Below are 13,695 nucleotides of genomic sequence, written 5' to 3'. Positions count from 1 at the left end.
TTTATCTTTTGTTATTTAATAAAATTGATGCTTGTCCTGCCCAGTCATCACGTTGTGCTCTTCCTGGAAAAGAACCTGTAATAGAATCCAACAAATTGTATTCACTCTCAGTCATTCTAGCAACTTGAGCAAAAGTGTAAATTCCTATTTCATTTAAAGTAGCTTCCATTTGCGGACCAATACCTTTAACTTTCTTCAAATCATCGGCCTGTTGCGTTGTAGCATCAAATGTACCAACTGCACTCAATAAATCAGAAACCCCTACTTTATCACCTACCGTAGGAACAACTTCCCCCATCAGAACATCATCGGTAATTGGTTCTTTAATCTCTACTTTAGTTTCTTTAATTTCATAAAGTGGCTTACCAGCATCTCTTAACACCTTGTATTTCTGCCCTGAAGATTTCAAGATAGATTTAACCTCTGCCTGTGCAATTACAGGGAATGTCCTAGAATACAATAAGAACAATACAAAGAAGAAACCAATTGTACCGACAAATATACCTATATCTACAAATGTTGGCGAGAACATTGTCCAAGATGACGGAAGGTAATCTCTATGCAAAGAGGTTACAATAATCACGAATCTTTCGAACCACATACCTATGTTTACTACGATAGAGATGAAGAAAGAGAACATAATACTTGTTCTTAATTTTTTGAACCACATGAATTGTGGAGAGAATACATTACAAGTCATCATTGACCAGTATGCCCACCAGTAAGGACCGGTTGCTCTGTTCAAGAAAGCGTACTGCTCATATTCTACACCTGAATACCAAGCCATGAATAACTCTGTAATGTAAGCACAACCTACAATAGAACCAGTTAACATGATTACAATATTCATTAGTTCAATATGTTGAACCGTAATATAATTTTCCAAGTGACACACCTTTCTCATAATAATCAACAAGGTATTCACCATTGCGAAACCAGAGAAGATTGCCCCAGCAACGAAGTAAGGCGGAAAGATTGTTGTATGCCAACCAGGTATAACCGATGTAGCAAAATCAAAAGATACAATAGTGTGTACAGATAATACCAAAGGCGTTGCAAGACCCGCAAGAACCAATGAAACTTCTTCAAATCGTTGCCAATCTTTAGCACGACCACTCCAACCAAAACTTAATAAGCTATATATTTTCTTTTGGAAAGGCAATACAGCCCTATCACGAATCATAGCAAAATCAGGAAGCAAACCTGTCCACCAGAACACCAACGATACTGACAAGTAGGTTGATATTGCAAATACATCCCAAAGAAGCGGAGAGTTAAAGTTTACCCATAATGAACCAAATTGATTCGGAATAGGAAGTACCCAATATGCCAACCATGGACGACCCATGTGAATAATTGGAAACAAACCTGCTTGAACTACAGAGAAAATTGTCATTGCCTCTGCAGAACGGTTAATTGCCATTCTCCATTTTTGACGGAACAACAATAATACCGCCGAGATCAACGTACCAGCATGACCGATACCTACCCACCAAACGAAGTTGGTAATATCCCAAGCCCAGTTTACAGACTTGTTAAGACCCCAAGTACCGATACCGGTAGAGACCGTATAAATAATACAACCTACTCCCCAAAGAAATGCTACTAGAGCAATGGAAAAAACTATCCACCAGTGCTTATTAGCTCTGCCTTCTACTGGTGCGGCAATATCCACTGTTACATCGTGGTAGCCTTTGTCTCCAGTTACTAAGGGTTTACGTATAGGTGCTTCGTAATGCGACGCCATAGACTTTTGTTATAATTACTTTCTACTATTGTTTATGCTTCGTTGGTGTTTCTAACCTTAACATGGTAGAAAACATTTGGTTGAGTACCCACATGCTCCAATAAGTGATACATGCGGTCACTTTCTTTTAATTCCGCAACTTTACTCTTCTCATCATTAACATCACCAAATACAATGGCACCGTTACTACATGCAGAAGAACAAGCTGTTTGGAATTCTCCATCTTCAATAACACGACCATCTCTCTTAGCGTCAAGAATTGTTTTTTGTGTTTTCTGAATACACATAGAACATTTCTCAATAACACCTCTAGAACGAACGTTTACATCTGGGTTTAATACCATTTTACCCAAATCGTTATTCATATGGAAATCGAACTCGTCATTATTATTATATAAGAACCAGTTAAATCTACGTACTTTATAAGGACAGTTGTTAGCACAATATCTTGTACCTACACATCTATTATAAGCCATTTGATTTTGACCTTGTCTACCATGTGAAGTCGCCGCTACAGGACAAACAGTTTCACAAGGCGCATGGTTACAGTGCTGACACATTACAGGCTGAAAGGCAACTTGTGGATTCGCAGAAGGATCTTCCAACTCACCAAAACCACCTAAAGAACCGTTATCACCAGACAAACCATCAAAGCCATCTTTCTTTGCATTATCACCTTCAAAAGTCTCTTCCGAAGAATAATATCTATCAATACGCAACCAGTGCATATCTCTTGACTTTCTTACCTCTGCCTTACCAACTACAGGTACATTATTCTCAGCATGACAAGCGATAACACAAGAACCACAACCGGTACAAGCATTCAAGTCGATTGACATATTAAAATGATGCCCAATGGTACGATCAAAGCTATCCCACAAATCAACAGAAGTTGCAGGAACTTCTTGGTGATCTAAAGAAACCACAGGAACTTCGTTCCATTCAGCATGATCTTTAGTATTAAATATCTCTAAAGTAGTTTCCTTTATGATATCACCTCTACCCATAAGGGTTTTATGCAATTGAATACAAGCAAACTCATGGTTACCTGCTACTTTTTCTACACTTACAGATTGATTAGCATTAAAACCATCATACAATTCAAAGGCATTAACCCCTGTCTGCATATCTTCTTTTAAGCCCACTTTCTTACCGTAACCAAAAGAAAGACCTACTGTACCTTTAGCTTGCCCTGGCTGAACAACTACAGGGACTTGCTCCAAACTAACACCATTAACAGTAAGCTTTACATAGCTACCGTCCATACCGCCATTGGCTACATTAACGTTCTCTACACCTAATTCAGCAGCATCTGCTTTAGAAATAGTAACATAGTTATCCCAAGATACTCTTGTAATTGGATCAGGAAACTCTTGCAACCAAGGATTACTTGCTTGCTGACCATCACCCATACCTACTTTAGAATACAAAGTAAGTTCCATTCCATCACTAGTGGTATTTGCCAAACTACGCACAGCAGAAGCTAAAGAAGTATTGGTTACAACCTCAGTTACATCTTCTGTTGCCACAATATTTTGTGTAGCACCCTCTGCGTTCACCACCATTGCATCGGCACTGAAAACACCATCTTGCAATGCTTGATTCCAACTTGCACCATTAAGCACAGATGAAGACCAAGTTTCTTTTATATAATCATAATACGTTTGCTCGCTTCCAAGTAGTTCTAAAACTACAGTTTGAAACTGCTTTGTATCAAACAATTCTTTAATAGTAGGCTGCATTAAACTGTAATGCCCCTTTTTGATCTGAATATCTCCCCAAGACTCTAAGTAGTGATTTGTAGCACCTACATATTGCACCGCCTCTGTAGTTTCATTCCAGTTAGTAGAGAAAGCAACCGAAAGATCAACCTTTTCCAAACCTTCTTTAAAATCAGCGGCATTAGGCAAAGAATAGACAGGATTTACACCATCCATTAACAAAGCACCAACTCTACCAGCCTTCATATCGGCTATAAGAGCATTCACCGCTTTTACACTACCTTTTCTAATATACTTAGGCGCCGCAGCATCATAAGCCTTACTAGAAAGCATTTCATTAATTGCCAAAACAACCGCTTGAGCATTAACATCATCCAAACCAGTTACAACAACTGCATTAGATCCTGCCTTCTTTATTTCAGCAGCAATGGAATCAACCAATGCATCATACTCTGAAGTGTTACCACCAACAGAAGTACCATTTAATTTTCCGTATAATTTTGCTAAAACCACTTTTTGCGCACTTGGCTTCATAGCCACACGTTTATCTGCATTAGCTCCAGTTAATGACATATTAGCCTCTAACTGCACGTGTCTTGACATCTTACCATTCTTAGGCACACGACCTCTAGAATAAGCAGCATCATAACCACCACCTTGCCAATCAGCAATAAAATCAGCACCAAAAGAAACTATCAGTTCTGCTTTCTCAAAATCATAATCAGCTAAAGCACGCTCACCATATTTATTTTCAAAAGCAGTTAAAGCGGCATCTTCAGAAATTGCATCATAAGTAACATGAATAACATTTTCATTTGCAGCAACCAAATCAGACATTAAACGATCTGTTGACGGACTTGCATATGTCTGCGTAAGTATAGCTATTTTTTTAGCTGAACCTTTAAGTCCACCCATCTTAGCCTTAACCGTCGCCTTTAATACACCCCATTCAACAGCTTCACCATTTGCCATAGGCCCCTGTAACCTAGTACTATCATACAAAGAAAGAACAGAACCCTGAACTCTTGCATTTGCAGATCCACCAATTTTAGCCAAAGTGTTATTCTCAACCTTAATAGGACGCCCCTCTCGGGTCTTTATTAATATGCTAGCAAAATCAAAACCATTAGCAATTGTAGTTGCGTAATAATTCGCAACCCCAGGAACTATATTTTCAGGCAAAACAACATAAGGAATCGATTTTACAACCGGACCCTCACATGCCGCCAAAGAAGCAGCCGCAGTACTAAACCCAACATACTTCAAGAAATCTCTACGATTTGTATTTGTAGAAGACAACGTTTCCTTGTCACCCAAGAAATCATCCACAGGAATCTGCTCTACAAATTCGTTCTGCTTAAGCGCCTCAACAATGGAATCGTTAGGATTTAACTCCGCCTCGTTCTTCCAATATTTTTTGTTTGATGCCATACGTATTATCTGTAATTAGCTTCTTTAAATTATTATTAATAGTGACATTTACCACATTCCAGTCCACCCAACTGAGCAGCTGTTAAATTCTCCACACCGTACTTCTTAGAAAGCTCTGCATGAATTTTCTCGTAATACTCATTACCTTCAACTTTAACATTGGTCTCTCTGTGACAGTCAATACACCAACCCATAGTCAACGGAGAATATTGCTCCATTATTTCCATTTCCTCAACAGGTCCATGACAAGTTTGACATTCCACCCCTGCAACAGAAACATGCTGCGAGTGATTGAAGTAAGCAAAATCAGGAAGATTATGAATTCTAACCCATTCTATTGGCTGACTTTCGCCAGTATATTTTTGGTTCTGCTCATCCCAACCAACTGCTTTATATAATTTCTTGATTTCTCCAGTATAAAAATCGTTGGTATAACCATTTTCCAAATCCTCTTGAGAAGGCCCTTCTGGATTACCCGTATATTCATAAATTGACTTGTGACAATTCATACAAACGTTCAACGAAGGTATACCAGACGTTTTAGAAACTCTTGCCGAAGAGTGACAATACTTACACTCAATTTTATTATCACCAGCATGAATCTTGTGAGAATAATGAATTGGCTGAATTGGAGCATAACCCTGATCAACACCAACCTGCATCATCCAACCATAAGCAAAATACGCACTACCTAACAGCAAAAAGATAGCGGTCACTAAAACTAAAAATTGATTTTGCACAAAAGCTTTCCATATTGGAGTTCTTTTAACAACATCTTCTTTTTCAATTACAATTCCGTTTGCCTGAGCTATACGTTGCAAAGTTTTATTCACCAACAACAACATAATAACCAACAAACCAAACACAAGCACCAAAGCACCAAGTATGATTTCATTAGAAATTCCTGATGAACCACCAGACTCACCGGCAGCAACTTGAGCACCTCCAGCAGCAACCTTAGGCGCAGCAGGCGGTGGCGCAGCAGTATACGCTAAAATATCATCAATATCACTATTAGACAAGGTTGGAAAAGCCGTCATAGCAGCTTGATTGTACTCTGCATAAACCTTGTTAGCATAAGAGTCACCAGATTTAATCACACCAGGACTATTCTTAATCCAAGCATACAACCACTCCCTATCTAAACCCTCATCTTCACTTAATCTGTTTTCCACATTCTCTAATGCAGGTCCTGTCATTTTACGGTTTAACGCATGACATGCAGCACAGTTCTGATTGAACAATGCCTTACCATTTTTAGCGTCACCATCACCAGCAGCCTCTACAGCTGTAGCTTCGGCAGCAGCAGCATCATCCTGCGCTGTTAACGGACTTGCAAAAAGCAAAAATAAAACTAGGGAAAACCCTAAAATTTTAGAAAACTGATTTCGGTTTGGAACCTTTTTCATATATCGAATATTTCTATCGGAATCTTGGCATGATTTTGGTCATAGATGAAACCAAATTAAAATCCACCAAATGCCTAAATCGGAGACAAAAATACGACATAGACTTTATTTGCAAAATGTTAATGTATCTATAATTTACAATTTAGAAATATTCTAAATAGATCAAGATTTATTTGTTTGATCCTTAATAAATTACTTTTGCTTCGTTAAAAATAAAATTAATAATTGGTTATGAAAATTCTAAGTACCATAGTGGTTTTTGCCTGTTTTACTCACTTTAGTCATTCACAAAGTGCAAACGTAAACATTGAGCAAGACCAAAAAATTGATCAGTTGCTTGAAATTTATAAATCTTCCTTAAGCAATAATGAATACTATAGAATACAAGTAGGTTTTGGCAATTACGCTAAAGCACAAAAAATAAAAGCAAATGTAGAAGAAGATTTTCCAGAACTAGCTTCTAAAATTGATTTCGACTCACCTACATACCGTGTAAGAGTCGGCAGGTTTACTTCTAGACTTGATGCCGAAAGAAAGTTTAACGAAGTACGAATCAAATATCCTGATGCAATGTTATTAAAACCAAAAAAATCGACCAAATAGGTCGATTTTTTTTGCTTAATCTTTTAAAGAGAATTAGAAACTCTTTTATAAAAGTACTACTTAGACTTTAACTTTTTCTTGACCGCAACCTCTTGGAATGCTTCAACGATATCACCTTCATTGATATCATTATAGTTCTTAATTTGAAGTCCACAGTCATAACCTTTAGCTACCTCTCTAACATCATCTTTAAATCGTTTTAATGAAGATAATGTACCTGTATAAATAACCACGCCATCTCGTATTAATCTAATATTAGAGTTTCTAAAGATTTTACCGCTGGTTACCATACAACCTGCAATAGTACCTATTTTAGAAATCTTGAATGTTTCTCTAATTTCAGCAGTACCAGAAATCTCTTCTTTCATTTCAGGAGACAACATACCTTCCATCGCATCCTTAAGATCGTTGATCGCAGCGTATATAATAGAATACATACGGATATCGATTTCTTCTTTCTCGGCAATAGCTTTAGCATTACCCATAGGTCTTACATTAAACCCGATAATGACCGCATCTGATGCAGAAGCCAATAACACATCTGACTCTGTAATAGGACCAACTGCTTTATGGATAATATTTACTTGGATTTCATCAGTAGATAATTTCTGGAAAGAATCAGTAAGCGCTTCTACAGAACCATCAACATCACCTTTAAGTATAATGTTAAGCTCTTTGAAATCACCTAACGCAATTCTACGTCCAATTTCATCTAACGTAATATGACGCTGCGTTCTAACAGATTGCTCACGTTGTAATTGAGATCTTCTTGATGCAATTTGTTTCGCCTCACGTTCATCTTCCAGTACATAGAACTTATCACCAGCTTGCGAAGCACCGTCTAGACCTAAAATAGAAATTGGTGTGGATGGCCCTGCAGTCTTAATATTATTACCTCTCTCATCCTGCATCGCCTTAATTTTACCACTAGTGGTACCAGCCAACACATAATCACCTATCTTAAGCGTACCCGACTGAACCAAAACAGTAGACACATAACCTTTTCCTTTATCCAGGAAAGCTTCTACAACAGTACCCGTAGCCTGCTTATCTGGATTAGCTTTTAACTCTAACAATTCAGCTTCAAGTAAAACTTTCTCCAACAACTCTTTAACACCTAAACCGGTCTTAGCAGAAATATCATGAGATTGTATCTTACCACCCCAATCTTCTACCAACAAGTTCATTTGAGCCAAACCTTCCTTTATCTTATCAGGGTTAGATGTAGACTTATCGACTTTATTTATTGCAAAAACGATTGGCACACCAGCAGCCTGTGCATGACTAATTGCCTCCTTCGTCTGTGGCATGATATCATCATCTGCCGCGATTACAATAATTGCGATATCGGTAACCTGAGCACCCCTTGCACGCATCGCGGTAAACGCCTCGTGACCCGGTGTATCCAAGAAAGCAATTCGCTCTCCGTTCTCAAGTGTTACTCCGTATGCACCAATATGCTGTGTAATACCACCACTTTCACCGGCAATTACATTTTCTTCACGGATATAATCCAACAAAGAAGTTTTACCGTGATCCACGTGACCCATTACAGTAACAATCGGAGCTCTATGTTTTAAATCTTCAGGAGCATCTTCCTCCTCTACAATACTTTCTTCAATATCTGCAGTAACGAAATCAACTTCATAACCAAATTCTTCAGCTACAATAGACAATGTTTCAGCATCTAAACGCTGATTCATGGTCACCATAATACCTAAAGACATACAAGCAGAAATAATCTCAGTTGTAGAAACACCCATCATAGTCGCAACCTCAGTCGCAGTAACGAACTCGGTTACCTTAAGCACCTTGTTCTCTAATTCCTGTTGTTCTAGATCTTTCTCTGTCTGCTCGCGGTGCTGATCTCTTTTACTTCTTCTGTACTTAGCCCCTTTCCCCTTCTTAGATTTACCTTGAAGTTTTTCTAGGGTTTCACGCACTTGCTTTTGAACATCTTCTTCGGTAGGCTCAACCTTTGCAACTGGCGCAAATCTTCCTCTACCTTTATTTCTATCACCTGGTTTTCCCGTGCTTCTATTTTGACCCGGCCCAGAAGGATTTTTTGTGACAATTCTTCTACGTCTCTTTTTACGATCGGCGCCTGCGGCAGGTTTTTTATCTTCTTTCTTTTTCTTAGGCTTCTCAAACTTGCTAAGGTCAATTTTCTCGCCAGCAATTTTCGGACCTGATAATTTCTGATATTGGGTCTCAATTGTTTTGGGAGCTTCAGGTTCTGCAGGAGCATCTGTAGTAGGCTCTGTTTTCGTAGCTTCCGGTTTAACTTCTTGCTTAGGAGATTCTTCAGCCTTTGGCGCAGCAGGCTTTGGAGCTTCAACCTTAGGCTCTTCTTTCTTAGCCTCTGTCTTTTTCACAGGCTGGGAAACTATTTTAGGTCCTTGTAGTACAACCTTTCTTGTTTCTTTCACCTCAACCTTAGGCGCAGTCTTTTCTTCAGCCTTGGGAGCGACTTTTTCCTCAGCTTTCGGAGTTTCCTTAACAGGCTCCTCTTCCACTTTTTTCTTAGGATTTAGGTCAATTTTACCGACCATCTTAGGTCCGGAAAGCTCTACTTTACCAACCAAGGTTTTATCTTCAGATTCTGCGTTTCTTCGCTCACGGGCCAAGCGACGATCTTCTTGCTCTTTTTCCAATCGAACTCGAATTGCCTCTTTCTCCTTACGCTTTTCCTCTCCAACTTCTTTTGAAGCTACCTTTTTGCTTTTATCCGTCTGGAACTCGTCAAGCAAAACTTGATAAACGTCATCGGAAATTTTTGTGGTAGGCCTCGCTTCCACATCATGTCCTTTTCCGTTAAGAAAGTCCACTGCCCTATCCAAGGAAATATTAAGTTCACGAAGAACTTTATTAAGCCTTATTTTTGCATTGTCTGCCATAAATACTGATTCCCGTTCTTTTATTTAAGTGCTAATATATAGCTAATCTTCTAATTCTTCTTTTAGGATACGCACAACTTCTAAAATTGTTTCCTCTTCTAAATCTGTACGTTTCACCAAATCGTTAACATCTTGCTCCAAGACGCTACGTGCTGTATCAAAACCGATTTTCTTGAATTCTTCAATAATCCAAGCATCGATTTCATCAGAGAATTCTGTTAATTCAACATCTTCCTCAACCCCTTCACGGAATACATCTATCTCATAACCAGTTAATTGACCGGCTAATCTAATGTTATGACCACCTCTACCAATTGCCTTAGAAACCTCTTCTGGCTTCAGGTAAACTTGAGCCGTCATCTTCTCATCGTTCAACTTAACAGAAGAAACTCTAGCCGGACTCAATGCTCTTGTCACTAACAATTGTGGGTTAGCTGTCCAGTTAATCACATCAATGTTTTCATTACCCAACTCACGAACAATTCCATGAATTCTAGACCCCTTCATACCTACACAGGCACCAACAGGGTCAATACGATCATCATAAGAGTCAACAGCCACTTTCGCTTTTTCCCCTGGTATTCTAACCGCTTTTTTCACAGTAATCAATCCGTCGAAGACCTCTGGTATTTCTTGGAAAAATAATTGTTCCAAGAATTTAGGTGAACTTCTAGACATGATAATAGTAGGTTTTGCACCTTTTAATTCCACACTTTCAATAACCCCTCTTACATTATCGCCCTTACGGAAGAAATCAGAAGGTATTTGCCTATCTTTTGGCAAAATAATCTCATTACCCTCATCATCTAACAAAATAATTGCTTTATGACGTATATGATGAACCTCTGCTGTATAAATCTCGCCCTCTAAATCTTTAAAGTGCTTATAAATAGTTGTATTATCATGCTCATGAATTTTAGAAATAAGATTTTGACGTAATGCCAAAATTGCTCTTCTTCCTAAATCTATCAACTTAACTTCTTCAGACACATCCTCTCCAACTTCAAAATCTGGCTCAATTTTACGAGCTGCAGTTAATGAAATTTCCTCATTTGGCTCTTCAACCTCACCATCATTAACAACGATACGGTTTCTCCAAATTTCTAAATCACCTTTATCTGGGTTGATAATGATATCAAAGTTATCATCTGAACCAAACTTCTTTTTAAGCGCATTTCTAAAAACATCTTCCAAAATGGCCATCAATGTTACCCTGTCTATGAACTTATCGTCCTTAAACTCTGAGAAAGATTCAATTAACGCAATATTTTCCATTGGTAATTACAATTAAAATTTTAATACAACTTTTGCTTTAATAATATCTGAAAAATTTACTTCTTCTTTTTTTTGAACGGTTACTTTTCCCTTACCTATTGGCTTAGGCTCCCTAGCTTTCCATTCCAGAACAATAGAATCATCGTTTACAGCGGTTAAATTTCCTTCAAACTTATCGTCATTTGTACGAACCTCAAGTTTTCTGCCAACATTTTTTACATATTGACGTGGCATAACCAACGGAGCCGCCGCACCAGCAGAGGCAACTTCAAGGGAAAAATCGTGTTCATCACGATCTAAATTATGCTCAATAGCCCTACTTATTTTTATACAATCACTCACCGTAACCCCATGGTCACCGTCTATTACAACATGAATGCTATTATCAGCACCCATAGTGAAATCGATTAAAAATAGGGAGGGGTCTTCTTGAAGACCTTGTTCCAATAATTCTTTTACTTTTTCCTTTAGCATAAATAATAAGTAATAAAAGAGGGGACTAATTGTCCCCTCATGAATACTTTTATATCCTTTCAGCATTGCAAATATACAATAAATTTAATTTCCTACAATAGACTATTCACACCTAATTCATTCACTATGAAAACAATCTAAATAAATAATTAATACCTCAAAAAATATGCTCTTTTAGAAATTATCTTATTTTTAGCGAAACACCAACCAAAACAATACTTAATGGAAATTCTTTCATCTTACAACCTTATCATAGGGGCTTCTTTAATTGTAGTTTTATCTTTCTTTTTTAACGGCATTTCTAAAAAAACGAATATACCGGCAGTTCTCATGCTCATTGTTCTGGGCGTTCTAATTAAAATAGGATTAGAATTCTTTATTCCAGAGATTCCCGACTTTAAAGGCTCTTTAGAAATTTTAGGTACTGTTGGCCTTATAATGATCGTTTTAGAAGCTGCTTTAGAACTAGAATTAAAAAAAGAAAAATTATGGCCCATTCTTAAATCAATGGTCATTGCATTAATTGGTTTGGTAGGCTCTGCATATGTTGCCGCTTTAATTCTATATCAATTTATCCCCAATATGACTATGCAATCTGCATGGTTATATGCCACACCGTTGTCTATTCTTTCTAGCGCCATAATTATACCAAGCGTTGGCGGACTAAGTGAAGCTAAAAAAGAATTCCATATTTATGAGAGTACTTTTTCTGATATCATGGGTATTATGATGTTCTACTTTCTAACAGGAAAACTAAACCCCGCTGAAGACTCAGGAGTTATTGGTTTCAGTATAAATTTCGCCGTAACAATAGTAATAGCATTGGTTGCTAGCTATGTAATTATATTGGTCTTTCAACGCATAAAAAGCCAAGCAAAACTATTTTTATTGATTTCTGTTCTGCTACTTCTTTATGCTATAGGAAAGAAAATGCACCTATCATCTTTAATTATCATTCTTGTATTTGGTTTGATCGTAAAAAATGTCAACTTATTTTTCCCCGGTAAGACCAAAATCTTTCTTGAAAAGGAAAGAATGCAACAAATTTATCACGAGCTGCACATCGTCACCCTAGAAACTGCATTTGTAGTCAGAACTTTCTTCTTTGTAATATTTGGTATCACCATAGTACTTTCATCATTACTGAGCATTAATGTTGCTATAGTCAGTTTATTAATAATAGCATCTATTTATGCCATACGGTTTTTAATACTTATAGTTTTCGTTGGTAAAGATATGTTACCGCAGTTATTCATTGCTCCAAGGGGATTAATTACCGTACTACTTTTCTATGCCATACCTATGGAAGCACAAATTGAAGGATTTGAATCTGGTATACTTTTATTCGTAATAATAGCTACTAGCTTAGTAATGACATGGGCTATGATTCGTGATAAACGAAAAATAAGTACAATGCTAGATGAAATTGATGAAGAAATCACAGAAAGAAATTTAGCCGAAGACGCAATTAGAAAATCAGAAGACGAAGAACTATTAGAGATAGAAAATGACACTCCAGAACAAATTGACCCGGAGGATTCGCACTAAAAAGAAATCTATAAAATTAAGAAGTTGGTTTTAAGCTATTGAGGCATAAAAGATGCATGCACCTCAACCTGATCACTATATGCTTGCGGTTCAGAATCCTCTAAACTATCTACTTCTTTACGAAAACGAAGTATCATTAGTGTATCTAGCTGTTGATCAATACTATCCTTAAGCACTCTCCAATTAGAAGAGTTCATTTTATTATTGTACTCCATGATTTTGTTGAAGCGATCTAAATTATAACGATTCGCCTTCCATGCATGGGCAGTACTTTCTTCATGCTTCACATCTTGCAAGTAGAATCCAATTCCAAATCCAAGCAAAACAACAATCAATAAAATCTTTAAAACTTTTGGAGAGAGTTTCATAGGGTTAAGTTCTTTAGGGTACCAAAGTATATAATAACATTGTCGAAATGGTTTCTTTTCCGATGAATTTGTAACGTTATCGGTTTAAATGTACAAAAATACTGACACACAGTTAACCATTTCTTCACATTAAGTACTTATGTACGTATGAATAGCAAAGAACTAGCTTTAAAAAGGCTTTTAAAATGACATAGGTCATAAAAACAAAAATCCCGATATCAA

The 13,695-nt window shown here is 37.3% G+C and carries 9 protein-coding genes; 2 read left to right on the top strand and 7 right to left on the bottom strand.

The window, feature by feature from the left end; all coding sequences use genetic code 11:
- Nucleotide 1 precedes the first annotated feature (1 nt).
- Genes nrfD through P177_RS03485 form a run of 3 tightly spaced genes read right to left on the bottom strand, consistent with a single transcriptional unit; the run spans nt 2 to nt 6,308 of the window.
- Nucleotides 2-1,747 (bottom strand): NrfD/PsrC family molybdoenzyme membrane anchor subunit, encoded by a 1,746-nt coding sequence (gene nrfD, locus P177_RS03495; RefSeq protein WP_084684620.1) that lies wholly within the window; start codon nt 1,745-1,747, stop codon nt 2-4.
- Between the two features lie 32 nt (nt 1,748-1,779).
- Nucleotides 1,780-4,899 carry a TAT-variant-translocated molybdopterin oxidoreductase gene (locus P177_RS03490; RefSeq protein WP_036151880.1) on the bottom strand — a complete coding sequence of 1,040 codons (3,120 nt, stop codon included), beginning with the start codon at nt 4,897-4,899 and terminating at the stop codon, nt 1,780-1,782.
- Nucleotides 4,900-4,934: 35 nt separating this feature from the next.
- A complete protein-coding gene (locus P177_RS03485) occupies nt 4,935-6,308 on the bottom strand; it encodes a cytochrome c3 family protein (RefSeq protein ID WP_036151879.1) in 1,374 nt (457 codons plus the stop codon).
- A 231-nt stretch (nt 6,309-6,539) separates the two neighbouring features.
- Here P177_RS03485 and P177_RS03480 point away from each other — a divergent pair, with 231 nt between their 5' ends.
- A complete protein-coding gene (locus tag P177_RS03480; protein WP_051941700.1) occupies nt 6,540-6,911 on the top strand; it encodes an SPOR domain-containing protein in 372 nt (123 codons plus the stop codon).
- Between the two features lie 56 nt (nt 6,912-6,967).
- Here P177_RS03480 and infB read toward each other — a convergent pair whose 3' ends face one another.
- The 3 genes from infB to rimP are packed head-to-tail and all read right to left on the bottom strand — an operon-like array spanning nt 6,968 to nt 11,557.
- Nucleotides 6,968-9,808 carry a translation initiation factor IF-2 gene (gene infB / locus P177_RS03475; RefSeq protein WP_036151878.1) on the bottom strand — a complete coding sequence of 947 codons (2,841 nt, stop codon included), beginning with the start codon at nt 9,806-9,808 and terminating at the stop codon, nt 6,968-6,970.
- A 42-nt stretch (nt 9,809-9,850) separates the two neighbouring features.
- On the bottom strand, nt 9,851-11,083 hold the full coding sequence (gene nusA / locus P177_RS03470) for a transcription termination factor NusA (RefSeq protein WP_036151877.1): 1,233 nt from the start codon (nt 11,081-11,083) through the stop codon (nt 9,851-9,853).
- A 12-nt stretch (nt 11,084-11,095) separates the two neighbouring features.
- Nucleotides 11,096-11,557, bottom strand: coding sequence for a ribosome assembly cofactor RimP (rimP, locus tag P177_RS03465; RefSeq protein WP_036151875.1), 462 nt, complete (start codon nt 11,555-11,557; stop codon nt 11,096-11,098).
- A gap of 222 nt (nt 11,558-11,779) precedes the next feature.
- On the opposite strand from rimP, the gene P177_RS03460 reads away from it, so the two are divergent.
- Nucleotides 11,780-13,105: a cation:proton antiporter domain-containing protein gene (locus P177_RS03460; protein ID WP_036151874.1), complete on the top strand. Its 1,326-nt coding sequence runs from the start codon at nt 11,780-11,782 to the stop codon at nt 13,103-13,105.
- A gap of 35 nt (nt 13,106-13,140) precedes the next feature.
- On the opposite strand, the gene P177_RS03455 is transcribed toward P177_RS03460, so the two are convergent.
- Nucleotides 13,141-13,473: a hypothetical protein gene (locus P177_RS03455; RefSeq protein WP_051941699.1), complete on the bottom strand. Its 333-nt coding sequence runs from the start codon at nt 13,471-13,473 to the stop codon at nt 13,141-13,143.
- Nucleotides 13,474-13,695: the final 222 nt, after the last annotated feature.

The organism is Maribacter forsetii DSM 18668 (assembly GCF_000744105.1).
GTDB classification, from domain to species: Bacteria; Bacteroidota; Bacteroidia; order Flavobacteriales; family Flavobacteriaceae; genus Maribacter; species Maribacter forsetii.
The sequence above is the reverse complement of the archived record's forward strand: the minus strand, read 5'-3'. Positions and strand labels throughout refer to the sequence as shown.